This is a genomic window from Rhodococcus sp. 06-470-2, from assembly GCF_002258235.1.
Classification (GTDB): domain Bacteria; phylum Actinomycetota; class Actinomycetes; order Mycobacteriales; family Mycobacteriaceae; genus Rhodococcoides.
The window spans coordinates 474,119-498,088 of the sequence record NZ_NOYB01000032.1 but is presented as its reverse complement, the minus strand read 5'-3'; the positions used below and the strand labels follow the sequence as shown (position 1 = coordinate 498,088).

The window sequence follows — 23,970 nt, the reverse complement described above, 5'->3', positions numbered from 1 at the left end:
TTGCCGCTCTGCCACCGGCGGAACGGGTTCTCTGGAATGATTCGGTACACGCTCGGTCGGTGTGTATGCGGTAGGTGGTCAGGAGGTCGGTAGGTGCTCAAGCTCCTCGGTGCGAAGCCTCTCGGTAATCGGGATGTTGCGCACGTCCTGCGGGTGCTCGACGCCGACCCGGTCGCCACCTGCATGGTTGCCGCTCGGGTGCAGGAATCCGGCCTGGATCCGAGGTCGTTCCACGGTGAGATGTGGAGCCGAGGTGGACCGGACGAGTCGTTGTGTTTCTACGGTGCCAACCTGGTTCCTCTGCTCGGATCCGGCGACGATCTGCGCTCGTTCGCCGATCGCGCGTGCCGCGGCCCGCGGCTGTGTTCGTCACTGGTCGGTCGAGCCGAACTGACATTGCCGTTGTGGGAGATGCTCGAGACCGACTGGGGCCCGGCCCGTGAGGTTCGCGGTGAGCAGCCGTTGCTGGCCACGTCGGTTCGATCGTCCATCACGCCCGATCCGCACGTACGCCTCGTTCGTCCCGAGGAACTGGACGTGTATCTGAGTGCGGCAGTGGCGATGTTCATCGAGGAAGTGGGCGTCGACCCGAGACAGAACGACGGCGGCCGTGGATACCGGCGACGGATCTCGAGTCTCATTGCCGCGCAGCGTGCGTGGGCTCGATTCGAGGACGGTCGGGTGGTGTTCAAGGCCGAGATCGGATCGCAGTCGGCGACGGTGGGTCAGATCCAGGGGGTGTGGGTTCATCCCGATCGGCGCGGGCACGGCCTCGGCGCGTCCGGTACCGCAGCGGTGGTGAACTCGGTGGTCCGCCAGGGCCGCACCGCGAGCCTGTACGTCAACAGTTTCAACTACGTCGCCCGGCGCGCATACGCGAAGATCGGCCTGACCCAGGTGGCGACCTTCACGACGGTCCTCCTCGACTGACTCCGACGTCGCTCGATCGGGTCGTGGCGAACCGCGATTCGTTGCCGCGGCCGAAGGCAGCGCCCTATTACGATGGGGCGCAATGAGATCACGTGGTGCAACCGAAGTGCGGTATCGAGTCGGAGCGGTGTCGATGGTTGCAGCCGTCGTTGCCGCCGCCCTCACCGGATGTACCCCCAAGCCCGACGGCCCGGAGCCGGCCGCCCAGGCATTTCTCGCCGCGTTCGAGGCCAACGACATCGCCGCCGCGGCTGCCGATACCGACAAGCCCGACGCAGCGGCGACGGCACTGACCGAGGCGTGGACCAACCTCCAGGCCGAGGCGCTCGACGCCGAGACGACGTCGGTACAGGTCGACGGCGACACGGCCACGGTCGGCTACACCTACACGTGGCAGCTGCCGAGGGATCGCGTGTGGACGTACGACGGTCAGCTGAACATGGGCCGCAGCGAAGGTGAGTGGGTGGTGCGCTGGACGGCGTCGGACATCCATCCCAAGCTCGGCGACACTCAGACGATGTCCTTGCGGTCCACGGCGGCTCCGCGGGCTCGGGTCAACGAACGCTCCGGGACCGACGTGCTGGTGCCGGGGGTGGTGCACCGAATCAAATTCGATGCAGCGGATGCGAACAACGTGGTCGCCTCGGCAACGGCGCTGTCGACGCTGCTGACGCCTTTCGATGCGTCCATCACTGCGCAGTCGATCGTCGAATCCGCCACCTCGGTCGACGGCGACTACCCGGTGGTTTTGCTTCGAGACAGTGACTACCAGCCGATTTCGGCCGCACTGACCGAGATCCCCGGAGTCACCGCGTCCGACGAATCGGATCTGGTGTCCACCGACCCCACGTTCGCGCCGGACCTGGTGGGCCAGGTCAAGAAGGCCGTCATCGACGAGGTCGACGGCAAGGCGGGGTGGAGCGTGGTGACCACGAACCGCAACGGCGTCGACATCGATGTCCTCACCGACACCCCGCCGGAGCCCTCGCCGTCGTTCTCGATCAGTCTCGATCGCAACATTCAGGTCGCGGCACAGCGAGCGGTGAATGCGCGCACCGAGCAGGCGATGACGGTGGTCATCCAGCCGTCCACCGGTGCCATCCTGGCGGTGGCACAGAACCCGGCTGCCGATCGGGACGGGCCGGTGGCGTCGGCCGGCCTGTACCCACCCGGATCGACGTTCAAGATCATCACCGCCGGTGCCGCCATCGCGAGCGGACTCGCGACTCCGGGCAGCACCGTCCCGTGTCCGGGGCGCATCGTGATCGGTGAGCGCAGTGTGCCCAACTACAACGAGTTCTCACTGGGTGACGTGACGATGAGTACCGCCTTCACTCGATCGTGCAACACCTCGTTCGCCAAGCTGGCCAGCGAGATGACACCCGATGCGCTGACCGTCGCGGCCTCTCAATTCGGCGTCGGCCCGGATTACGACGTCGTCGGATTGCCGACCGACTCCGGTTCGGTGCCACCGGCCGAAGAACTGGTTCAGCGCACCGAGGACGGCTTCGGTCAGGGCAGGGTGGTCGTGTCGACGTTCGGTATGGCCCTGGCCGCCGCGACGGTGGCTCACGGTTCGACGCCGGTGCCGAACCTCCTGGTCGGACGCGACACCGTGATCACCGGAGATCATCCGCCGATCGAACCGGCGATGGTCGACGGATTGCGCGGGATGATGCGGTCGGTGGTCACCAGCGGTACGGCCGAACGCATCGCAGACCAGGGCGAGGTCTACGGAAAGACCGGCGAAGCAGAGGTCGACGGCGGTTCGCACTCGTGGTTCGTCGGTTACCGCGGCGATATCGCCTTCGCCACCCTCGTGGTGCGCGGCGGCAGCTCGGACAACGCGGTCGCGGTGACCCGAGAGATGTTCGAGCAACTTCCACCCGGGTACTGACGACGCTGCGGCGTTCGGATCAGGAAGGCAGAACGCCGAGTCGACGGCACGCCACCACGGCTTCGTATCGGGTGTGCGAATCGGTTTTGCGCATCACACTGCGCAGGTACGACTTGACCGTCTCGGCACCGATCGACAGGCGCGCAGCGACCTCGACGTTGGTGCAGCCCAGGGCAACTTGCGAGATGACGTCGATCTCGCGTGGCGTCAACGTCTGCGACACCTCCTGGGCTCGTGGGTCGTCGGGCGTGTTCTGTCCGAACGACGCGGCCACGCGAGCTGCCACTGCGTCGAGTCTGCGCCGGATCGCTGCGTCACCGACCGACCGGGCGAGATCGGACAGTTCCTCGTGGACACTGCGCAGCTCGGCGGTCCGCGAGACATCCGAGTCGAGCGGCGAGCGGATGGTCGCCAGCAGCCGGATCCTGCGGTCGACCTCGTCCCGCACGGAGATCTCCTGGCCGAGACGCCTGGCGGCGGTGGTCATGATGTCGCCGACACGATCTCCGAGGGGACCGCGTTCGCGCAGCGCCGCGTACATCACTATTCGCGCGACTCCGGCCACGACCACCGGTACCGCCAGTATCGATTTGAGGCCCTCGCCGAGCACGGGTCGATCGAAGTGGTGGGTGATCGACATCGATGCGCCGTAATCGCTGACGGCCGCGGGCCTGCGCTGTTCCATGACTCGACCGCCGAGGCCGGATCTGGGTGGGATGGCGAGTCCGTCCAGGCCTCGGGTTCTGGTTCCGTGGAATTCACTCAGGTACAGGGTCTCCGAGGAGACCTCGCCGCCGAACACGACGGGTACCTCGGACGTTGCTGCCACCTGGCGCAGCTCCGCGCGCAGGGCATCACCGTCGCGGGGCCGCAACAAATTCGAATGGACCACGGGGCTTCCTTTCTCGTGTCGACTGCACGAGCGACGAACGTGATCCAGATCATATCTGCACCGGCATGTGCTGTTTCGACTGGTACGGGCACTGCGCTGCGGTCCGCGGCAGAGTGCGAGCCGACTACTCTTGGGTCCATGTCTGTGACCGCCGAGAGCAAGCCCCGTCAGCCACTCGTACCAGGCGTCGTCTCGCCCGTCCTCGCGGTGCCCAAGTCGATCGAGCGCCCCGAATACGCGTGGAAGTCGACCGTGGCCGAGGGCAGCGAGCCCTGGGTTCAGACCCCCGAGGTCATCGAGAAGATGCGGGTGGCGTCGAAGATCGCGGCCAGGGCGCTGCAGGAAGCGGGCCGGGCAGTGGCACCGGGCGTCACCACCGACGAGCTGGACCGCATTGCCCACCAGTACATGATCGATCACGGCGCATACCCGTCCACATTGGGCTACAAGGGTTTTCCGAAGTCCTGCTGCACCTCACTCAACGAGGTCATCTGCCACGGCATTCCGGATTCGACGGTGATCCAGGACGGCGACATCGTCAACATCGACGTCACCGCGTACATCGACGGCGTCCACGGCGACACCAACGCAACCTTCTTGGCGGGCAACGTCTCCGAGGAGGCCCGACTGCTGGTCGAACGCACCCACGAGGCCACCATGCGGGCCATCAAGGCCGTCAAGCCCGGTCGCGCGCTGAACGTGATCGGCCGCGTCATCGAGTCGTATGCGCACCGGTTCGGCTACGGCGTGGTGGAGGACTTCACCGGCCACGGTATCGGTACCACCTTCCACAACGGTCTGGTCGTGCTGCACTACGACCAGCCGTCGGTGGACACCGTCATCGAACCGGGAATGACGTTCACGATCGAACCGATGATCAACCTGGGCACGATCAACGCCGAGATGTGGGACGACGGCTGGACGGTGGTCACGCACGACAAGAAGTGGACCGCGCAGTTCGAGCACACGCTCGTGGTGACCGAGACGGGTAGCGAGATCCTGACACTGCCGTGAGCGGAGCCTGCGTAGCGAATCGAGATCTGGTAGCGCTGTGAAAGGCGCTCTGTTGGTCGCCGGGACGACGTCCGACGCGGGCAAGAGTGTGCTGGTCGCCGGGCTCTGCCGAATGTTGGCGCGTCGGGGTGTGCGGGTGGCTCCGTTCAAGGCGCAGAACATGTCCAACAATTCGGTGGTCACGCTCGACGGCGGCGAGATCGGTCGAGCCCAGGCGATGCAGGCGGCAGCCTGTGGCCTGGAGCCGAGTGTGCGTTTCAATCCGGTGTTGCTGAAACCGGGGAGTGACCGGACATCGCAGTTGGTGGTGCGGGGGCGGGCCGTGGCGCAGGTGAGTGCAAGCAACTACATCGAGCATCGGCAGTCTTTGCGCGCGGTGGTGGCGGACGAATTGGCCTCTCTGCGTTCGGACTTCGATGTGGTGATCTGCGAGGGCGCTGGCTCGCCCGCCGAGATCAATCTGCGCGCCACGGATTTGGCCAACATGGGGTTGGCGACGGCTGCGTCCCTTCCGGTGATCGTGGTGGGGGATATCGATCGTGGGGGAGTGCTGGCCCATCTGTTCGGCACCGTGGCCGTACTGTCTCCGCAGGATCAGGCGCTCGTCGCCGGGTTCGTGATCAACAAGTTCCGGGGCGACCCAGCTCTGCTGGCACCCGGTCTCGACCAGTTGCGCGCGTTGACGGGTCGGCCGACGTACGGTGTCGTCCCGTTCGCCGACGGCTTGTGGATGGACGCCGAGGATTCGCTCGGAACCGTCCCCGATGCTCCGGTGGGGCGGCCGCGTCCACCGCACGGCTCGCAGTGGTTGCGCGTTGCGGCGGTGCGTCTGCCGAGAATCTCCAACACCACCGATGTCGAGGCGTTGGCCTGCGAGCCCGGGGTGTCCGTGCACTGGGTCACCGAGCCGTCCCGGCTCGAGGACGTGGATCTGGTGGTCGTTCCGGGCAGCAAGTCCACCGTGTCGGATCTCGAGTGGCTGCGGCGCAGCGGTCTTGCCGATGCGATCGCGGCACGCGGGGCCGCGGGACTACCGGTTCTGGGGATCTGCGGTGGGTATCAGATGCTGGGTCGGACGATCGACGACACCGTCGAATCCGGAGCCGGTTCTGTCCAGGGGCTCGGTCTGCTCGATCTCTCGGTCGAGTTCGCGAGCGACAAAGTGCTCGCGCAGGTGACGGGGCGATCGAAACAGTACGGCTCGAATTGCGCGTCGGGCTACGAAATTCACCACGGTCGGGTTGTGCGGAACGGCGACGATGCGCTTCTTGCTACTGCGTCGGGCACCCCGGAGGGCAGTGTGCGCGGGACTGTCGTGGGAACCCACTGGCACGGCCTGCTCGAGTCCGACGACTTCCGGCGTTCGTTCCTCACCTGGGTGGCAGGGAAATCGGGCCGTTCCGGCTTCGTGGTGGCGCCCGCTACATCGGTCGCTGCGTTGCGTGAGCAGCAGTTGGACCTGCTGGCGGATCTGGTGGAAGACAACCTCGACGTCGATGCCGTGCTCGACCTCATCGAGCACGGTGTCGATCCTGCGACGAAAAAGATTGTCACGCAGTTGCTTTGAGAAGACCGAACCAGCTGGCCACCGACAGCACTGCGGTGATGATCAAGGGGATCACGACCAGAAGAAGAATACGTGGGGTGTCGGTGAAGAAGGTGCCGATGTTCGGCCACCACCGTTGCCAGGTCACGAGTACAGATCCGCCGCCGAAGACTACGAGCGCTCCGAGTCCGAGGGTGAACAACCCGTTCGTGCGGAACCGTCGATACACGACGCCGATGAATGCACCGATGCCGCCGAGGAGCAGCATGACGGTAACGAGTGCGGCCCACTGCACCAACGGATTGTCGGTCGCGTACCGAGCGATGCCGAACATTCGCAGTTTCAGGCCGAATCCATCCGTGGCTGCTTCGATCAAGGACAGCACGTAGATGATCGTGCCGAATGCAATCGACTGGCACACACCTACCAACGCTGTGGCGGTGAGGAATTCGCGGCGGGTGACGCTCAGACCCAGGGCATAGGGAAAGCACTGAGTGATCGCGGTGATGTAGAACGCCATGGCGAATCCATAGATCGAGAAGACGCTACCGGTGAAGTTGTATTCGGAGTCTGTGGTCGGGATGACCAGAAATATGCCGAAGGTGATCACGAAGGCGATCGCGAGAACCGCCATCGGCCACACGAATGTCGTTGCCCAGGACGTGTTGTGGATTCGAGCGACGTTCAGTATTCGTTTCATGACACTGCCTCCTCGGGTTCGGCGGTGGTGCGTTCGATGATCAACTGCTGCAACGGGACCGGTTCGATGGTGAGCCCTACTGCAGCACCGTCCGATTTCTGCCGGTCGGTCAGTCGGCCGTCGATCGTGGCCCGAGCGCTGGCGCCGAGTGCCGTGCGACGCAGAGTGCGATGGCCCGAGGCGAAGGAGTCGACGGCGCGCGTCGGTCCGGTGATCTCGAAGGCGCTCTCGCGTAGATCGTCCGAGTCCGCGTCGAGCAGGATCTTGCCCTTGTCGATGAGAATCACGTGTTCGATCAGATCGCTGACCTCGTCGATGAGGTGGGTGGACAGAACGACGGTCCTGGGGCGTTCGGCGTAATCGGCAAGCAGTCTGTCGTAGAACAGGTGTCGCGATACCGCGTCCAGTCCCAAGTAGGGCTCGTCGAAGAAGGTAAGTGGTGCCCGTGACGCGAGTCCGATGACGATGCCGAGCGCCGAGGTCATTCCGCGGGAGAGCTTCTTGATCTTGCGGCCGAGGGGCAGGTCGAAATCGCGCAGCAAGTCGGCGGCGAAGTCATTGTCCCAGTAGGGAAGAATCTGCGAGGCATGCGCAACGGCGTGCTTGACCTTCAGATCGTCGGGGTACTTCTGGCTCTCCTTGACGAAGCACACGTGACCCAGTGCAATCGGGTTCTCCCACGGATGTTGCCCGAATATCGAGACCTCGCCCGCGCTCTGGCGCATCTGCGCGGTCATCATCTGCATGACGGTGGTCTTGCCTGCGCCGTTGCGGCCGAGAAAGCCGTAGATCTTGTTCTGTTCGATCTCGAAGCTCACGTCGTCGACAGCGGTGAACGATCCGAACTTCTTCGTGAGGTGGGTGGCCTTCGCGATCACGCGGCCATCGTCGCCGATCGAATCGAATTCATGGATGCTCATCGCGCTGCCTCCCAGTTGTCGAGCATTGTCTTGAGTTCGTCGACGGTCATGCCGAGCTTGCGCGCCTCGGTGACGAGCGGGTCGATGTACTGGCGAGCGAAGAGGTCGCGGCGACGGAATCGAAGAGCGTCGCGAGCCCCGGTGGTGACGAACATTCCGATTCCTCGTTTCTTGTAGACGACGCCGTCGGCGACGAGCTTGGCAAGTCCCTTACCTGCGGTGGCCGGGTTGATTCGATGGAATGCGGCCAGTTCGTTGGTCGAGGGAACCTGCTCTTCCTCTGCCAGTGAGCCGTCGATGATGGAGTTCTCTACGATCTCGGCGATCTGCAGAAAGATGGGCCTGCCCTCGTCCATCAGAACCACCGCCGATGCGTCGAGGTTGGTCGCCTCGCTGGTTCATTACTCATGTAACTAACCATAGAACCGATGTGTGGTCGGCGCAAGAGGCAGTACCGTCGTCTCCATGGAGTTCACGCATGTGAGTGCTGCGGGTGGGCAATGTTCGGTTCGGGTCGCAGGCCCGGACAGCAGGCACGCCGTTCTCTTGCTTCCCGATGCAGGCGATCCAGTGGATGTGTACGACGCCGTCAGTGAACGGCTGCACAATTCGGATCTGAAAACCGTTGCGCTGGAAAGCATCGACGGCATCAGCGACGATGCGATCCTGACTGTTCTCGACGAGCTGAAGCTGTCGTGGGTGCATCTCGTCGGCAGCGGCGCGGGTGCGGAGTCGGCTTGGACGTTGGCTGCCAAGACTTTCGGGCGCTTCGCCAGTCTGATCGCGGTGAACCGTTGCCACCCCGCGATCGCCGACGAGCAGGGCACCGTACGCGCCGCGGACTGCCCCCCGGTCGAGTTGCCGACGACACTGGTCGTCGGGTCCTCACTGGGCCGCGCATCCGCCGACGCGAGCGGCCGGTTCGTCTACTCGGACTTCCGCGTGGTTCAACTCGACGGTGCCGCGAATGTCGTCGCCGACGAGCCGGCCGCGCTGGCAACGGAAATCGTGCTGCGTACCAGCCCGTGGTGACCGGAACTACAGGTCGAGTCCCAGCAGAGCGTTCTCGACCACCTCGGGCAGGCCGGGGTGAATCCAGTACTGACCGCGCGCCATGTCCTGGGCGGACAGGCCGAAGCTCATCGCCTGAATGATGGGCTGAATCAGGGTCGGGGCCTGAGCGCCGATGATGTGCGCGCCGAGGATCTTCCCGGTGCCCTTCTCGGCGATGATCTTGCACAGACCTTCGCTGTCTTCCATCGCCCAGCCGTAGGCGACGTCGCCGTAGTTCTGGACCTTGACCGTGATGTCCAGGCCGGCGTCACGGGCTTGTTCCTCGGTCATGCCCACCTCGGCGATCTGCGGATCGGTGAACACCGCCGCGGGAACGAAACGGTGGTCGTTGGTGCGCAGCGCGGCGGTGTCACCGTTCCATGCGTCGTGCAGCAGGTTGTGCTGGACCACTCGTGCTTCCTGGTTGGCCACATGCTTGAGCTGGTAGGGCGAGGAGACGTCGCCGAGCGCGAACACGCCCTCGGCGGTGGTGCGGCCGAACTCGTCCACCACGATGCGGCCCTCGTCGTCCATGTCGATGCCCGCCGTGTCCAGATCCAGCCGATCGCCGTTCGGCTCGCGGCCCACGGCCACCAGGAACGCGTCCCCGAGAACCTTGGTGCCGTCGGCCAATTCGACGCCGTGCAGGGCGCCCTCGGTGACGGCACGGGTCTCACCGGAGTCGAGATGGACGTCCCATTTGGCGCGGGCCAATTCGGTGAACCGCTTGGAGATGTCGGCGTCCAGTGCGCGTAACAAGGTGTCCTTGCGGGCGACGATCGACACCTTCGAGCCGAGCGCGGAGAACACGTGCGCGAATTCCGCTGCGATGTAACCGGATCCGAGAATCACCAGATGCTCGGGAAGCTCCGGCAGCCGCATCACATCGCTGTTGGTGTGATAGCTGACACCCGAATCGGCGATGGACTGCGGCACCACCGGCCGGGATCCGGCCGCGATGACGACCTGGTCTGCCGTGATGACGGTGCCGGTGCCGGTGTCGATCGTGCGGGGGCCCACGAACCTCGCGTGGCCCTCGAACAATGTGACGTTGGGGCTGCCTTCGGCGCGGTAGCGCTTGCCGCCCTCCGAGATGGGGTCGATGCGGCCGAAGACGCGGTCGACGATGTCCGGCCAGCGCACCGCGTCGACACGCGCGTCGACACCGTATTTGGACGAATCACGCACCGTACGGGCGACTTCGGCGGCGTAGACGAACATCTTCGTCGGGATGCAGCCGACGTTGAGGCAGGTGCCGCCGAATGTCGAGTTCTCTTCCAGAAGTGCGATCTTCTTGTCCTCGAAGCGCGAATCGGCGATGGAGTTGCCCGATCCGGAGCCGATGATCGCGACGTCGAAATGCTCGGTCATGAGATGTGCCCGCTCTCGGTGTGGTCCTTGCCCGACGCGTGGTCGGTGCCCTCGCTTCGATGCAACCACTCGATCCACTCGTCCATTTCCTCGAAGGCCCGCGCGCGCGGCTCCTCGGTGGACAGGAACACGTCGTGGCGGGCTCCCTCGATGGGGACGATGGTGGTGCGGTCGCCCAGGCAGCCGGCCCAGCGGGCGATCTGGCGGACGTCGAGGACGGCGTCTGCGGCGTCGACCGCGGAGCTGTACCGGCGTGAGAAGTGCGTCACCTTCGAGCGCAGGATGAGCGACGGAATGCCGATATCGAGGCCGCGATGCAGTTCGGCGTGACCGTGGCGGACAGCGCGGATCCAGCCGAAGGTGATGGGGAAGCCCGCGAGCGGTTTCCAGTCGAGGTCGTAGTCCCATTCGCCGTTCTCGGAGGCGGCGAGCGAGAGTCCGTAGGTGTCCAGGCCGCTGCCCGGCACCTGCGCCTTGGCTCGGAACCGTCCGATCACGTCGATCGCTGCGGTGCCGACGCTGCGTATCGCCGGTGGACCCTGCAGATCGAACCAGGGGCTGTTGAGCACGACGCCCGACAGGCCGAGGCCGGCCGACCCGCCTTCTCGGCGGTTGAGGCGGTTGAGCCAGAGCGGCAGTACGAGTCCGCCCGTCGAGTGCGCCATGAGCAGCACCGGGGCATCGGCGCGTTCGGCGCGGACCAGGGCGAGAGCCTCGTCGAGCTCGGCGTCGTACATCGCCAGATCGGTCACGAAGTGCGCGGTCTGACCCTCACGGCGCGACCGTCCGCACTTGCGTAGGTCCAGCGCGTAGAAGGCGTAGCCCATCGCGGCGAAGTGTTCGGCGATGTGTCGCTGGAAGAAGTAGTCGGTGAATCCGTGGACGTAGATCACCGCGCGCTCGACGTTCGTGGCACCCGACGGTTGATACCGCACGAGAGTGGCCTCGACCTGCCCCTCGCCGTCCGGATCGTCACCGAGTGGAATGGTCGTCTGTTCGTAGCCGTCGCCGAGGACATCGGGCACCCAGGTAGTCACAGATCACAACTGTAGTGGGCGCCGCGAGCGGCGTCCGAGGAGCACAATCGAGACCGGGTTGACGTGGTGTCCGATGGGGTAGGCCCAGCTAGTAACCTGACCGCACCGGGTGAGTAGCCCCTCTACAACAGAGTTCTTCGGTCGATGCCGCCACCGGCCGAGATCTCGACAGACAAGGAAGTCGATTCTCCAGTGTCCAAAGATGAGCAGGGTAAGCGGATCAAGACCGACGTCGTTCTGGTCGGTGCCGGAATCATGAGCGCCACCCTCGGTGCGCTGCTCCGTCAGCTCGAGCCGAACTGGTCGATCGACGTCTACGAGCGGCTCGACGCGGCCGCAGCCGAGAGCAGCGATGCGTGGAACAACGCGGGCACCGGCCACTCGGCCCTGTGCGAGCTGAACTACACGCCGCAGAACAAGGACGGCAGCGTCGATATCGCCAAGGCGCTCAACGTCAACGAGCAGTTCCAGGTGTCGCGTCAGTTCTGGGCACACGGTATCGAAACCGGTGTTCTCTCCGACGCCAAGAACTTCATCAACCCCATTCCGCACGTGAGCTTCGTGCACGGGGAAGAGAACGTGAAGTACCTCCGAGCGCGGTACGAGGCGCTCGTGGGCAACCCACTGTTCGCAGGCATGGAGTACATCGACTCCAAGGACGAGTTCTCCGCGCGACTGCCGTTGATGGCCAAGGGCCGTGACTTCTCCGACCCGGTGGCGTTGAACTGGAGCCAGGAAGGCACCGACGTCGACTTCGGTGCGCTGACCAAGCAGCTGCTCAACTACCTGTCGTCCGCGGGCGGCACCGTGCACTTCGGGCACGATGTGCGCAACATCACCAAGCAGTCCGACGGCACCTGGGACGTCAATGTCGCCAACCAGCGCACCGGGGCGAAGAAGACCGTCAACGCCAAGTTCGTGTTCGTCGGCGCAGGCGGCGGCGCACTGCACCTGCTGCAGAAGTCCGGGATCGCGGAGATCAAGGGATTCGGCGGCTTCCCGGTCAGCGGCGAGTGGTTGCGATGCACCGATCCGGCACTGATCGAGCAGCACTCGGCCAAGGTGTACGGCAAGGCGTCGGTCGGCGCTCCGCCGATGTCGGTGCCGCACCTCGACACCCGCGTGATCAACGGCCAGCAGGGTCTGCTGTTCGGCCCGTACGCCGGTTGGTCGCCCAAATTCCTCAAGCAGGGCAAGATCACCGACCTGCCCGGCTCGGTCAAGCCCGGCAACCTGATGTCGATGCTCGGAGTCGGCGTGACCGAACTCGGACTCGTCAAGTACCTGGTCAGTGAGCTGGCTCAGTCGCAGGCGGATCGTGTCGAGACGCTGCGCGAGTTCGCACCCTCGGTGCTCGGCGAGAACTGGGAGCTCGTCACCGCGGGTCAGCGCGTGCAGGTGATCCGCAAGAAGGGTCGCGGCGGCGTACTCGAGTTCGGCACGGCCGTGGTCAACGCTGCGGACGGCACGATCGCGGGACTGCTCGGTGCATCGCCCGGCGCATCCACCGCCGTTCCGGCCATGCTGGACGTGCTGCAGCGGTGCTTCGGCGACAAGTACGACGCATGGCAGCCCAAGCTCAAGGAGATGGTTCCCTCGCTCGGGGTCAAGCTGGCGCAGAACAGCTCCCTGTTCGACGAGGTCTGGGCCTGGACGTCGAAGACGCTGGAACTGGAAAATGCTCGTGAGCTCGCACAGCCCTCGGGTGTGTGATAGCAAAAGGTATGAATACGCAAGCAGCAGCTCTCAAACGATCATGGGCACTAGACCTGTCCAACAGCACGTTGTACGACCTGTTGAAGCTGCGTGTCGAGGTGTTCGTGGTCGAGCAGGCATGCGCTTACCCGGAGTTGGACGGGCGTGACCTACTGACCGAGACGCGACACTTCTGGCTCGAACGGGACGGCGAAGTGGTGTGCACCCTTCGCCTGCTCGAGGAGCACGACGACGGCGAGAAGGCGTTCCGTATCGGCCGGCTCTGCACGCAACGCTCCGCCAGGGGACAGGGCCACACCACGCGAATTCTGCGCGCGGCGCTTGCCGAGGTCGGCTCTGCGCCGTGCCGGATCAACGCGCAGAGCTACCTCGTCGACATGTACGCCAAGCACGGGTTCCTACCCGACGGCGAGGAAGTTCTAGAGGACGGCATCCCGCACACCCCGATGCGCCGGGGCGGCGGCACCGCCTGGAGCGAGGCCTGACCTCCTGTAGTACTCGATTACCAGTGGGGTCATTCCGCAGGCTCCACTCCCGGAACGAATGCCACACCCGGTCCACACCGTGTGTGGCATTCGTTCGTTCGGCGGTAGTGTTCCGTTCGAAGTCGGTCGCGGAGAAGTCCTGTGTCAATCAGGCGCGGTCCCGCCACTGTGTTCAGGAGACTCTTCGATCGGAAGATTCCCCTGTCAGCCAGATCGCCGCCCGGCTTCGTGTATCTCGACCGAACGTCCGGCGCGGAACTCCGGGCACGAAGGGAATTGGCTGTGCAGCGAAATGGGAGTGTTCCCGAACCGGGATATCCGTTCAGTGCGATCGTCGGTCAGGATCAGCTGAGGTTGTCGCTGATTCTGTGCGCCGTACACCCCGGTATCGGCGGCGTACTGGTTCGAGGAGAAAAGGGCACCGCGAAATCGACGGTGGTGCGCGCGCTCGCGACCCTACTGCCCGCCGTGGACGACGAGGACGGCTCGCGCCCGGCGAAACTCGTCGAACTTCCAGTGGGGGCAACCGAGGACCGAGTGGTGGGGTCCATCGACCTCGAGAAGGTTCTGCGCGACGGCGAACGTGCATTTCAACCCGGTCTCCTCGCGGCCGCGCACCGTGGTGTTCTCTACGTCGACGAAGTGAACCTGCTGCACGATCATCTGGTCGACGTGCTGCTGGACGCGGCCGCGATGGGCCGGGTGCACGTCGAGCGTGACGGTGTATCTCATTCTCACCCTGCACAATTCGTACTCGTCGGCACGATGAATCCCGAGGAGGGTGAGCTGCGCCCGCAGCTGCTCGACCGGTTCGGTCTGGCAGTTGAGGTGACGGCATCACGGGACGTGGACGTCCGCATGAACGTCGTCCGCCGCCGGATGAATTACGAGCGTGATCCGCACGCGTTCGCCGCAGAATTCCGCAACGACGACATCGCCGTGGCCGAGCAGATTCTGGCCGCCCGGAAGATTCTCGACGATGTGGTGTTGAGCGACAAGGAACTTCGTCGTATCGCCGCGCTGTGTGCCTCCTTCGACGTCGACGGTATGCGCGCCGATCTGGTGCTGGCACGTACCGCGTCCGCGCACGCCGCCTGGCGAGGAGCGAGCGAGGTGGCCGAGGAGGACGTGCGAATCGCCGCCGAACTGGCTCTGCCGCACCGGCGTCGGCGCGACCCCTTCGACGAGCCGGGAATCGACGACAAGCAGTTGGACGACGCCATGCGCGACGCTGCGGAACAGGCCGAGCAACAACCCGACCCGGAGCCCGATCCCGACGGCGGGGGAGCGCCCGAGCCCGAGGCCCCCGACGATGGGTCCCAGTCCCAGTCCCAGTCCCAGTCCTCCGACTCCGAGTCCTCCGATTCACGCGACGAGTCGAAGCAACCACCGCCGTCCTCGGGTGCCGGCAGCGAGAAGCAGGCGGGCACGCCGGGAGCACAGTTCAGAGCGCGGTTGCTCGAGGTTCCAGGAGTGGGCGAGGGCGCGCCCGGCCGACGGTCGCGGTCGCGGTCCTCGCACGGACGGTCGGTACGGCCCACTGTCGAGCCAGGCAGAGGTCTGCACCTGGTGGGCACCCTCTTCGCCGCGGCCGAGCAGCAGGTCGTACGCGGCCGCACCGCCGGCCGGTTGAAGCTCGAGCCCGCGGACCTGCGGGGCGCGATCAAGGAGGGGCGTGAAGGCAACCTGATCGTCTTCGTCGTCGACGCCTCGGGATCGATGGCTGCGCGAGATCGGCTCTCCGCGGTGACCGGTGCGGTGCTGTCGCTGCTGCGCGATGCGTATCAGCGCCGCGACAAGGTTGCCGTGATCACCGTGCGCGGCACGCAAGCCGAGACCGTACTGCCACCGACGTCGTCGGTGGACGTGGCCGTCACTCGATTGCGGAAGATGAAGACCGGCGGTAGGTCGCCACTGGCGCAGGGATTTCTGCAAGCGCGTGAACTCGTTCTGCGAGAGCGTGTTCGAGATCCGCTGCGCCGCGCTCTGCTGGTCGCGCTCACCGACGGACGGGCCACCGGCGGTACCGATCCGGTCGGCCGGGCCCGCATTGCCGCCCGGCGCATCGCGTCGGACAAGATCGCCTCCGTCGTGGTGGACTGTGAATCGGGAATGGTCCGCCTCGGACTCGCTGCCGATTTCGCGGCGTGCCTCGGCGGTGGCTACGTGGCCCTCGCGGACCTGTCGGCCGAGCAGGTCGCCGCTGTCGTTCGCGCAGCGGCGTAGGAGTACGCGATGCCTCAGGGTGTACCGGCTCCCGGAACCGTTCCGCAGGACGGCCTCACGACGCGTCAGCGCCGCAATCTGCCCGTGCTCGCGGTGCACACCGGACCGGGCAAGGGCAAATCGACGGCCGCATTCGGGATGGCGTTGCGGGCCTGGAATCAAGGATTCGACGTCGGAGTGTTCCAGTTCGTCAAGAGCGCCAAGTGGAAGGTCGGGGAGGAAGCGGCGTTTCGCACACTCGGCGATCTGCACGAGAGCACCGGGGTCGGCGGAGCCGTCGAATGGCACAAGATGGGCGAGGGGTGGTCGTGGACCCGCAAGAAGGGCAGCGACGTCGACCACGCCGAGGCGGCAGCAGAGGGTTGGCGGGAGATCGCCCGGCGGATCGAGCAGGAGTCACACCGCTTCTACGTGTTGGACGAGTTCACCTACCCGCTCAAGTGGGGTTGGGTCGATGTCGCGGAGGTGGTCGAGGTTCTGACCCATCGACCGGGCAACCAACACGTCGTCATCACCGGACGGGATGCGCCCCATGAGCTGATCGAGGCCGCGGATCTCGTGACCGAGATGGCAAAGGTCAAGCACCCTATGGACGCGGGACGCAAGGGGCAGCGAGGCATCGAATGGTGAGCGCGTCGTGCCCCGCCGTGGTCATTGCGGCCCCCGCGTCGGGCAGCGGGAAGACGACGGTGGCGACCGGGCTGATGGGTGCGCTGCGCAGCGCCGGCCGCACCGTCGCCCCGTTCAAGGTGGGGCCGGACTACATCGACCCCGGTTATCACTCGCTCGCCGCCGGGCTCCCCGGCCGCAACCTCGACGCCGTGATGGTCGGTGCCGACCGCATCGGACCCTTGTTCCGACACGGCAGTCGAGGCTGCGACATCGCGGTCGTCGAAGGCGTCATGGGACTGTTCGACGGCAAGATCGACATGAGCGGCCCGGGGGAGGCGTCTGCCGAGGGATCGACCGCACGGGTGGCCGCGATGCTCGGTGCGCCGGTGATCCTGGTGGTGGACGCCCGCGGGCACAGTCAGTCGCTCGCCGCTGTGCTGCACGGGTTCTCGACGTTCGACGCCAGCGTCCGCATCGGCGGTGTGATTCTCAATCGCGTCGGCAGTCAGCGGCACGAGGACGTGCTGCGTCAAGCGTGCGAACGGGTGGGTGTTCCGGTACTCGGCGCGCTGCCGCGCATGAGCGAACTGGTCGTCCCGTCACGGCACCTGGGGCTGATCACCGCGGTCGAACACGGTGGTGCCGCAACCGATGCCGTGGACGCGATGAGCGCCCTGGTCTCCCGATTCGTCGACATCGAGGCAGTGAGCGCACTGGCTCGATCGTCGGTGACCGCGCCGCAGTGGTCCCCGGAGGACGAGGTACGCACCTGCGAGGGATCGCCCGTGATAGCGGTGGCGGGTGGACCGGCATTCACCTTCGGCTACACCGAACACGTCGAACTGCTCCGCGCGGCCGGGGCCGATGTGGCCGTGTTCGACCCGTTGCGTGACGGATTGCCCACCGGCACAGCAGGAGTCGTACTTCCCGGCGGATTCCCGGAGGAACACGCAGCCGCACTGTCGGCGAACGAGGTGTTGCTCGCCGACATTCGAGCCGCGGCGGCCCAGGGATTACCGATCCACGCGGAATGCGCCGGATTGCTGTATCTGGCAAGGCGATTGGACGGTCATGCCATGGCCGGGGTCGTCGATGTGGACGCGGAATTCGGGAACACCCTCACTCTGGGATACCGCGACGCGGTTGCCCTCGAATCGTCGACACTGTTCGACGCCGGTACCCGCGTCACCGGCCACGAGTTCCATCGCACGAAGCTCGTCGTGGGAGTGGAGCCTGCAGGAACGAACCGATCCAGGGACGTGCGCGAGGCGGTGCCGGCCGCCTGGGGCTGGCACAGGCAGAACCCCGACGGCAGAACTGCAGTGCGCGAGGGCTTCGTGCAGGGCGGCGTCCACGCGTCGTATCTGCACACCCACGCCGCAGGCAATTCCGAGTCGATCACCCGATTCGTCTCGGCCGCCGTCGATTACGCGCGCGTGTAAGAGAGGTCGCGAGATGCGGGTGGTCGTCGGAATCGGTGCCCGAGCCGGCGTCGGCTCCGCCGCCGTCGTGGCCGCGATCGCCACGGTGCTGCAACCGGACTGGCGTGTCGAGGCCATCGCCTCGATCGACCGGAAAGCAGAACTGGTGGCGGCGGTGGCGTCGAGCATGGGGGTTCGGGGAGTGACCTACTCGGCGAGGGAACTGTCGACCGTCGTCACGCCGACGACATCGGTTCGGGTGCTCCGTGCCGTCGGAAGTGCCAGCGTCGCCGAGGCGGCGGCATTGCTGGCCGGCGGTTCGACGAAGTTGACGGTGCCCAGGTTCGGTTCGGCCGGTGTCACCGTTGCCGTGGTCGAGCTCTGCCTTGACGGTGGACCGGGGGTTCGGGCCATCCTGTAGGTATGACCGAGACGATGACAGCCGTTGCCTACACCCGCTCGCTTCCGATCGACGACCCCGCCAGCCTCACCGATGTGGTCGTCGACGTGCCCGCCGTGCGGCCGCGAGACCTGCTGGTCGAGGTGCGAGCCGTGTCGGTGAACCCGGTCGATGTCAAGGTCCGGGCCGGCAACGATCCACAGGGCGAGCCGAAGGTGCTCGGGTTCGACGCCGCTGGTGTGGTGCGCGCTGTCGGTGCCGACGTCACCATGTTCGCGCCGGGGGACGAGGTCTACTACGCGGGAGACATCGGCCGACCCGGGACCGACTCGCAGTTCCATGCGGTGGACGAACGCATCGTGGCGAAGAAACCGACGACCCTCGATTTCGCACAGGCCGCGGCGTTACCGCTGACCGTGATCACCGCATGGGAAGGACTGTTCGACAAGCTCCGCATCACTGCCGAGACCACCGGAACCTTGCTGATGGTCGGTGCCACCGGAGGTGTGGGATCTGTTGTGCTGCAACTACTTCGGACCCTGGTTCCTGGTGTGCGCGCGATCGCGACGGCAGCGGGTGAGGACGCGGTGGAGTGGGTTCGTTCTCTCGGAGCAGCCGAGGTGGTCGATCACCACCGCGATCTTCGCGACGAAGTACGCCGAGTGGCACCGGACGGCATCGACTACGTGTTCACTGCACATTCCGCCGGCCAGGTCGAGATCTATGCAGACCTGTTGACGCCGTTCGGACAGATAGTGGCGATCGACGATCCCGAGACACTCGACGTTCTCCCGCTGAAGACGAAGGCGATCTCCTGGCACTGGGAATTCATGTTCGCTCGCCCGATGCACGAGACTGCGGATCTGATTCGTCAGCACGAGCTACTGACCAGGGTGGCCGAACTCGTCGATGCGGGTTCGGTGCGTACGACCGCGACGACGGTCCTCTCTCCGATCGACGCCGAGCAGCTCCGCGAAGCACACCGGTTGCTCGAGACCGGACACGTACGGGGAAAGGTCGTGGTCGCGGCCCGTTCCTGAGGACCGATCCGCGCCACCGACTGGCGAAAGCGGGCCGACGCAGGCAATGTGGATCCAATGACTTCCGACAGCATCGTCCTGCTCGGCCCGATCGTCCGGTACGTCGGCACCGAGACGGCGACCCTGTGGTTCGAGATGGCCGAATCGTCGACGGTTTCCGTGGTCACCGACGCCGGCGTCCGGGGTTCCGAACGAACGTGGGGAGTGCACGGCCACCACTACGCGCTGGTACCGCTCGAAGGACTGCCGGCCAACGCAACCGTGAACTACGAGGTGTTCGTCGACGAGCGTCGCGTGTGGCCCCCGGAAGGTCGGACGGCTGCCATCCACACCGTCGACGCCGAGGGACCCGTCACGTTGGCCTTCGGCTCGTGTCGGCGCGGTGACAACTACAGCGACGAGTCCTTGAAGCAGATCGGGGCCGACGCCTTGGCCGGGCTGGGCAACGCGCTGATCGAGCAGGATCCGAGTCGATGGCCGCAGGCGCTGCTGCTCCTCGGTGACCAGGTCTACGCCGACGACCCGTCCCCGGAGATCGTCGAACGACTCCAGGCGCGCCGAAGCTCGGGCGAGGGACCGCAGAGCGCCATCGGTACCGACGCGGAGAACGAGATCTGCGATTTCGAGGAGTACTCCTGGCTGTACCGGGAATCGTGGGGACTCGAGCCGGTACGGACTCTGATGGCGAGCATCCCGTCGTGCATGATCCTCGACGACCACGATCTGCGCGACGACTGGAACTCGTCGGCCTCCTGGCGTCGGGACATCGTGACACGGCCGTGGTGGAACGATCGTGTGGTCGGCGCGTACTCGTCGTACTGGGTGTACCAGCACCTGGGCAACCTCTCGCCCAAGGAGCTGGCGCAGGACGAGATGTACGCCGCAGTTCGGTCTGCCGACACCGACGCCGAGCGTGAGAAGCTGTTGGCCGACTTCGCGTTACGTGTCGACCGCAGGCCCGAGACCGGACGATGGAGCTTCTACCGAGATTTCGGCGACACGCGGCTGATCATGATCGACTCGCGGTGCTCGCGGAATCTGGATCCGAACAACAGAGAGATGGTCGACGAGAAGGAGTGGGCGTGGGTACGCGAGCGCGCACTCGAGAAGACCCCGCGACATCTGCTGTTCGGGTCGTCGTTGCCCTACCTCATGCTGCCCGCCCTGCACTACCTCGAACAGTGGAACGAGGCCGTGGCACAGGGCAGTTGGGGCTCGGTGTCGGCGAAGGTTGCCGAGAAGATGCGGATCGGCCTCGACCTCGAACACTGGGCGGCCTTCACCAACTCCTTCAACGACATGGCGGCGTTGACGCGTGAGCTCTCTCGCGGCGAGAACACACCCGCCTCGATCATGTGGCTCTCGGGCGACGTGCACTGCTCGTACGTGGCGAACGCGGACTTCGGGGTCGGCGGGCGCGAGGTACCGGCCACGTATCAGCTGACCATGTCGCCGTTCCGCAATCCGCTCGATCTGCCGATTCGCGCCGTCAACAAGCTGGCCATCAAACGTCCCGCTGCCCGCATTCTGTCGAAGCTGGCGCGGGCGGCACACGTGGGCCCGTCCGGTGTCGAGTGGGAGGCCGAGGCGGGCCCCTGGTTCGACAACGGTGTCATGTTGCTGACCCTGCACGGCGACTCGGCTCGGTTGCGGGTGCACCACGCGCACGTCGACGATGCGGGCAAACAGGTGCTCACCGAGACGTCGGTCCTGGCCCTCGCCTAGCGGACGAGTAAACGATTGGCCATCGCCGGGCCGATGAGGTTGGCTGGTTCGTTGTGGCCCACCTCGAACTGAACGACATCGTCTACTTCCTGCCCGACGGACGGCAGCTGCTCAACGGTGTCGGGTTTCGCGTCGGCGACGGTGCCAAGACGGCGTTGATCGGTCCCAACGGAACCGGCAAGACGACACTGACGCGGATCATCGCGGGGGACGAGACCCCCGACGAAGGATCGGTGTCGAGCTCGGGCTCGCTCGGGGTGATGCGGCAATTCGTCGGTCAGCTGCGAGACGACTCGACCGTTCGTGATCTGCTGCTGTCGGTTGCGTCGCCGGCGGTGCAGACGGCCGCTGCGGCCCTCGACGCCGCCGAGAACACGATGATCGAGGTCGACGACGAGAAGACCCAGATGAAATACGCGCAGGCCCTCTCGGATTGGGGTGACGTCGGCGGTTACGACCTCGAACCGTTCTGGGACAAGGTCACCACTGCTGCACTCGGAATGCCGTTCGACCGCGCGAAGTGGCGCGCTGCGTCGACCCTCAGTGGCGGCGAGCAGAAGCGTCTCGTGCTCGAGGCTCTGTTCGCCGGCTCGGACAATCTGCTCCTTCTCGACGAGCCGGACAACTACCTCGATGTGCCGGGCAAGCGCTGGCTCGAAGCGACCATCCGCGACTCCGACAAGTCCGTCCTGTTCATCAGCCACGACCGGGAACTCATCGCCAACGCCGCGAACCGGATCGTGACGCTGGAACCGGGCGTCAGCGGGGCCACCTCGTGGGTGCACGGCGGCGGGTTCGCGACCTATCACGCCGCGCGTGAGGACCGGAATGCTCGGCTCGACGAACTACGACGGCGGTGGGACGAGGAACTGGTCAAACTTCGGGCGCTGGTGCTGCGCCTGCGAGAGAAGGCCAAGTTCAACGACGGCGTCGCTGCTCGCTACCACGCGTCGCAGACTCGGTTGGCCAAGTTCGAGGAGGCCGGGCCGCCCGAGGCGGTGCCGCTGAAGCAGCACGTCACCGTTCGGCTGCGTGGCGGCCGAACAGCCAAGCGCGCGTTGGTGTGTACGGCGCTGGAACTGACCGGACTGATGAAGCCCTTCGACACCGAGATCTGGTACGGCGACCGCGTTGCGGTGTTGGGCTCCAACGGTTCCGGTAAATCGCATTTCCTCAGGTTGCTGGCCAACGGTGGCACCGATCCCGAGAAGGAGCACGAGCCGGTTCAGGAACTGGCACTCGATCCGGTTCCGCACACCGGCACCGCGGTGCTCGGCGCTCGCGTCCGGCCCGGTCTGTTCGCGCAGACCCACACTCGTCCGGATCTCGCGGGCAACACGCTGCTCGACATCTTGCACATGGGCAACGAACATCGTGACGGTATGGGCCGCGAGGCCGCAGGACGGGCATTGGACCGCTACGGTCTGGCCCGAGCCGCCGAGCAGTCCTACGACAACCTCTCCGGCGGCCAACAGGCGCGCGTGCAGATTCTGCTGCTCGAACTGTCCGGTGCCACCCTGTTGCTGCTGGACGAGCCGACCGACAACCTCGACCTCATGTCTGCCGATGCACTCGAAGACGCGATCGCCGCGTTCGACGGCACCGTGATCGCCGTGACGCACGACCGGTGGTTCGCCCGCAGCTTCGACCGATTCCTCGTGTTCGGCAGCACCGGTCAGGCCTACGAATCCGATGAGCCCGTATGGGACGAGAAGCGGGTGCAGCGCGCGCGGTAGCGTTTCCTCTCGTGAACGCGACTGACTCTCCCTATCTGGTCGGCCTCAATCTGGAAGGTCGACGCGTCGTCGTGGTCGGTGGCGGCACCGTCGCGCAGCGTCGATTGCCACTGCTCATCTCCTGTGGTGCCGTGGTGCACGTCATCACGCGCGAGGCCACACCGGCAGTCGAGGCGATGGCGACCTTCGGACAGGTGACGATGGAGTTGCGTGACTATCGAGAGGGCGACCTCGCCGACGCCTGGTACGCCGTCGCCTGCACCGACGAGGCCGAGACCAACATCGCGATCGTCGCCGAGGCGACCGCGTCGAGGATCTTCTGTGTGAGAGCCGATATCGCCAAGGACGGCACCGCCGTCACCCCGGCGTCGGCCGAATGGGACGGGCTGACCCTCGGTGTCCTCGCCGGCGGTGAGCACCGTCGATCGGCCGCGGTGCGCAATGCCGTGATCGACGCTCTGCAGTCCGGTGTGGTCGCCGATTCTGCGCATGCGCCGTTGACCGGCGTGGCACTGGTGGGTGGGGGACCGGGCGATCCGGACCTCATCACCGTCCGCGGCCGCAGGTTGCTCGCCTACGCCGACGTCGTGGTGGCCGATCGGCTCGCACCGCCCGAGCTGCTCGCCGAATTGGGTCCGCACGTGGAGGTCATCGACGCCTCGAAGATTCCGTACGGCCGCGCGATGGCGCAGCAGGCCATCAACCAGGCGCTGATCGACGGAGCGAAGGCAGGCAAGTTCGTCGTCCGGCTCAAGGGCGGCGACCCCTACGTGTTCGGTCGGGGATACGAAGAACTCGAAGCGCTCGCCGCCGAGGGAATCCCGGTCACGGTGGTGCCCGGAATCACCAGCGCCATCTCGGTACCCTCGTCCGCCGGGATACCGGTGACGCACCGCGCCGTCACCCACGAGTTCGTCGTCGTCAGCGGCCACGTGGCACCCGACCACCCCGATTCGCTCGTGGACTGGAATGCGCTGGCCAAGCTCAAGGGCACCATCGTGCTGCTGATGGCCGTCGAACGCATCGGTCTGTTCGCCGACGTTCTCATCGCCGGTGGTCGGCCGTCCGACACCCCGGTGATCGTCGTTCAGGAAGGCACCATGCGCACCCAGCGCGAAGTGCGCGCCACTCTGAGCACCGTCGCCGATGCTGTTCGCGACGCGGAGATCAGGCCTCCGGCCATCGTGGTCATCGGAACCGTTGCCGGTTTCTCTGTACACGCCGGTAACGTGAACGCCCGTGCCTGAAT

21 protein-coding genes are annotated in these 23,970 nt (G+C 65.7%); 15 read left to right on the top strand and 6 right to left on the bottom strand.

From position 1 onward, the window contains the following. Positions 1-93: 93 nt before the first annotated feature. Together CH276_RS17950 and CH276_RS17945 are read left to right on the top strand one after the other, a co-directional pair. The gene (locus CH276_RS17950; protein WP_094631777.1) at positions 94-930 is read left to right on the top strand and encodes a GNAT family N-acetyltransferase; all 837 of its coding nucleotides are present in this window, start codon (positions 94-96) and stop codon (positions 928-930) included. 133 nt (positions 931-1,063) lie between these two features. Continuing rightward, positions 1,064-2,827: a penicillin-binding transpeptidase domain-containing protein gene (locus tag CH276_RS17945; protein WP_094631835.1), complete on the top strand. Its 1,764-nt coding sequence runs from the start codon at positions 1,064-1,066 to the stop codon at positions 2,825-2,827. Positions 2,828-2,846: 19 nt separating this feature from the next. On the opposite strand, the gene CH276_RS17940 is transcribed toward CH276_RS17945, so the two are convergent. Then, complete coding sequence (locus CH276_RS17940) at positions 2,847-3,719, bottom strand: helix-turn-helix transcriptional regulator (protein ID WP_094631776.1); 873 nt, start codon at positions 3,717-3,719, stop codon at positions 2,847-2,849. Between the two features lie 138 nt (positions 3,720-3,857). Here CH276_RS17940 and map point away from each other — a divergent pair, with 138 nt between their 5' ends. Together map and CH276_RS17930 are read left to right on the top strand one after the other, a co-directional pair. Then, positions 3,858-4,733 (top strand): type I methionyl aminopeptidase, encoded by an 876-nt coding sequence (map, locus tag CH276_RS17935; RefSeq protein ID WP_045195561.1) that lies wholly within the window; start codon positions 3,858-3,860, stop codon positions 4,731-4,733. A 37-nt stretch (positions 4,734-4,770) separates the two neighbouring features. Further along, positions 4,771-6,300, top strand: a complete 1,530-nt coding sequence (locus CH276_RS17930; protein WP_094631775.1) for a cobyric acid synthase — start codon at positions 4,771-4,773, stop codon at positions 6,298-6,300. Here CH276_RS17930 and CH276_RS17925 read toward each other — a convergent pair. From CH276_RS17925 to CH276_RS17915, 3 genes are read right to left on the bottom strand one after another with little or no spacing between them, the layout of a single operon-like run. After that, positions 6,284-6,979: an ABC transporter permease gene (locus CH276_RS17925; RefSeq protein ID WP_094631774.1), complete on the bottom strand. Its 696-nt coding sequence runs from the start codon at positions 6,977-6,979 to the stop codon at positions 6,284-6,286. The two genes, CH276_RS17930 and CH276_RS17925, sit on opposite strands and share 17 nt — an antisense overlap. Then, the gene (locus tag CH276_RS17920; protein ID WP_094631773.1) at positions 6,976-7,899 is read right to left on the bottom strand and encodes an ABC transporter ATP-binding protein; all 924 of its coding nucleotides are present in this window, start codon (positions 7,897-7,899) and stop codon (positions 6,976-6,978) included. The genes CH276_RS17925 and CH276_RS17920 overlap by 4 nt, the downstream gene beginning before the upstream one ends. Further along, the gene (locus CH276_RS17915; protein WP_045199880.1) at positions 7,896-8,258 is read right to left on the bottom strand and encodes a GntR family transcriptional regulator; all 363 of its coding nucleotides are present in this window, start codon (positions 8,256-8,258) and stop codon (positions 7,896-7,898) included. The genes CH276_RS17920 and CH276_RS17915 overlap by 4 nt, the downstream gene beginning before the upstream one ends. A gap of 106 nt (positions 8,259-8,364) precedes the next feature. Between CH276_RS17915 and CH276_RS17910 the strand changes: the two genes are divergently transcribed. Beyond that, positions 8,365-8,931, top strand: a complete 567-nt coding sequence (locus tag CH276_RS17910; RefSeq protein ID WP_094631834.1) for an alpha/beta fold hydrolase — start codon at positions 8,365-8,367, stop codon at positions 8,929-8,931. 6 nt (positions 8,932-8,937) lie between these two features. Here CH276_RS17910 and mtr read toward each other — a convergent pair whose 3' ends face one another. Both mtr and CH276_RS17900 read right to left on the bottom strand, forming a co-directional pair. Next, entirely contained in the window at positions 8,938-10,323 is a 1,386-nt protein-coding gene (mtr, locus tag CH276_RS17905; protein ID WP_094631772.1) for a mycothione reductase, read from the bottom strand. Beyond that, on the bottom strand, positions 10,320-11,360 hold the full coding sequence (locus CH276_RS17900; RefSeq protein WP_176459302.1) for an alpha/beta hydrolase: 1,041 nt from the start codon (positions 11,358-11,360) through the stop codon (positions 10,320-10,322). Before CH276_RS17900 ends, mtr begins: the two co-directional genes overlap by 4 nt. A 144-nt stretch (positions 11,361-11,504) precedes the next feature. Between CH276_RS17900 and mqo the strand changes: the two genes are divergently transcribed. From mqo to cobA, 10 genes are all read left to right on the top strand, one after another. Beyond that, on the top strand, positions 11,505-13,073 hold the full coding sequence (gene mqo, locus CH276_RS17895) for a malate dehydrogenase (quinone) (protein ID WP_254924389.1): 1,569 nt from the start codon (positions 11,505-11,507) through the stop codon (positions 13,071-13,073). Between the two features lie 11 nt (positions 13,074-13,084). Continuing rightward, positions 13,085-13,561 carry a GNAT family N-acetyltransferase gene (locus tag CH276_RS17890; protein ID WP_027496727.1) on the top strand — a complete coding sequence of 159 codons (477 nt, stop codon included), beginning with the start codon at positions 13,085-13,087 and terminating at the stop codon, positions 13,559-13,561. A 276-nt stretch (positions 13,562-13,837) separates the two neighbouring features. Next, the gene (locus CH276_RS17885) at positions 13,838-15,787 is read left to right on the top strand and encodes a magnesium chelatase subunit D family protein (protein WP_176459301.1); all 1,950 of its coding nucleotides are present in this window, start codon (positions 13,838-13,840) and stop codon (positions 15,785-15,787) included. 9 nt (positions 15,788-15,796) lie between these two features. Beyond that, positions 15,797-16,417: a cob(I)yrinic acid a,c-diamide adenosyltransferase gene (gene cobO, locus CH276_RS17880; RefSeq protein WP_032397822.1), complete on the top strand. Its 621-nt coding sequence runs from the start codon at positions 15,797-15,799 to the stop codon at positions 16,415-16,417. After that, a complete protein-coding gene (locus CH276_RS17875; protein ID WP_176459300.1) occupies positions 16,411-17,841 on the top strand; it encodes a cobyrinate a,c-diamide synthase in 1,431 nt (476 codons plus the stop codon). Before cobO ends, CH276_RS17875 begins: the two co-directional genes overlap by 7 nt. A 13-nt stretch (positions 17,842-17,854) precedes the next feature. Further along, on the top strand, positions 17,855-18,241 hold the full coding sequence (locus CH276_RS17870; protein WP_094631770.1) for a cobalamin biosynthesis protein: 387 nt from the start codon (positions 17,855-17,857) through the stop codon (positions 18,239-18,241). 2 nt (positions 18,242-18,243) lie between these two features. After that, entirely contained in the window at positions 18,244-19,260 is a 1,017-nt protein-coding gene (locus tag CH276_RS17865) for a zinc-binding alcohol dehydrogenase family protein (RefSeq protein WP_094631769.1), read from the top strand. A gap of 57 nt (positions 19,261-19,317) precedes the next feature. Beyond that, complete coding sequence (locus tag CH276_RS17860; RefSeq protein WP_176459299.1) at positions 19,318-20,985, top strand: DUF7800 domain-containing protein; 1,668 nt, start codon at positions 19,318-19,320, stop codon at positions 20,983-20,985. Positions 20,986-21,038: 53 nt separating this feature from the next. Then, positions 21,039-22,721, top strand: coding sequence for an ATP-binding cassette domain-containing protein (locus tag CH276_RS17855; RefSeq protein ID WP_045195543.1), 1,683 nt, complete (start codon positions 21,039-21,041; stop codon positions 22,719-22,721). Positions 22,722-22,732: 11 nt separating this feature from the next. Beyond that, on the top strand, positions 22,733-23,968 hold the full coding sequence (gene cobA / locus CH276_RS17850) for a uroporphyrinogen-III C-methyltransferase (RefSeq protein WP_441344241.1): 1,236 nt from the start codon (positions 22,733-22,735) through the stop codon (positions 23,966-23,968). The last annotated feature ends 2 nt before the right edge of the window (positions 23,969-23,970 follow it).

What these genes read in the sequence shown, in the direction of transcription:
- CH276_RS17875 (WP_176459300.1), top strand. Translation starts at nt 16,411, where the DNA reads ATGGTGAGCGCGTCGTGCCCCGCCGTGGTCATTGCGGCCCCCGCGTCG.
- CH276_RS17890 (WP_027496727.1), top strand. Translation starts at nt 13,085, where the DNA reads ATGAATACGCAAGCAGCAGCTCTCAAACGATCATGGGCACTAGACCTG.
- CH276_RS17865 (WP_094631769.1), top strand. Translation starts at nt 18,244, where the DNA reads ATGACCGAGACGATGACAGCCGTTGCCTACACCCGCTCGCTTCCGATC.
- CH276_RS17920 (WP_094631773.1), bottom strand. Translation starts at nt 7,899, where the DNA reads ATGAGCATCCATGAATTCGATTCGATCGGCGACGATGGCCGCGTGATC.
- map (WP_045195561.1), top strand. Translation starts at nt 3,858, where the DNA reads ATGTCTGTGACCGCCGAGAGCAAGCCCCGTCAGCCACTCGTACCAGGC.
- CH276_RS17945 (WP_094631835.1), top strand. Translation starts at nt 1,064, where the DNA reads ATGGTTGCAGCCGTCGTTGCCGCCGCCCTCACCGGATGTACCCCCAAG.
- CH276_RS17860 (WP_176459299.1), top strand. Translation starts at nt 19,318, where the DNA reads ATGACTTCCGACAGCATCGTCCTGCTCGGCCCGATCGTCCGGTACGTC.
- CH276_RS17925 (WP_094631774.1), bottom strand. Translation starts at nt 6,979, where the DNA reads ATGAAACGAATACTGAACGTCGCTCGAATCCACAACACGTCCTGGGCA.
- cobO (WP_032397822.1), top strand. Translation starts at nt 15,797, where the DNA reads ATGCCTCAGGGTGTACCGGCTCCCGGAACCGTTCCGCAGGACGGCCTC.
- CH276_RS17870 (WP_094631770.1), top strand. Translation starts at nt 17,855, where the DNA reads ATGCGGGTGGTCGTCGGAATCGGTGCCCGAGCCGGCGTCGGCTCCGCC.
- CH276_RS17910 (WP_094631834.1), top strand. Translation starts at nt 8,365, where the DNA reads ATGGAGTTCACGCATGTGAGTGCTGCGGGTGGGCAATGTTCGGTTCGG.
- mtr (WP_094631772.1), bottom strand. Translation starts at nt 10,323, where the DNA reads ATGACCGAGCATTTCGACGTCGCGATCATCGGCTCCGGATCGGGCAAC.
- mqo (WP_254924389.1), top strand. Translation starts at nt 11,505, where the DNA reads ATGCCGCCACCGGCCGAGATCTCGACAGACAAGGAAGTCGATTCTCCA.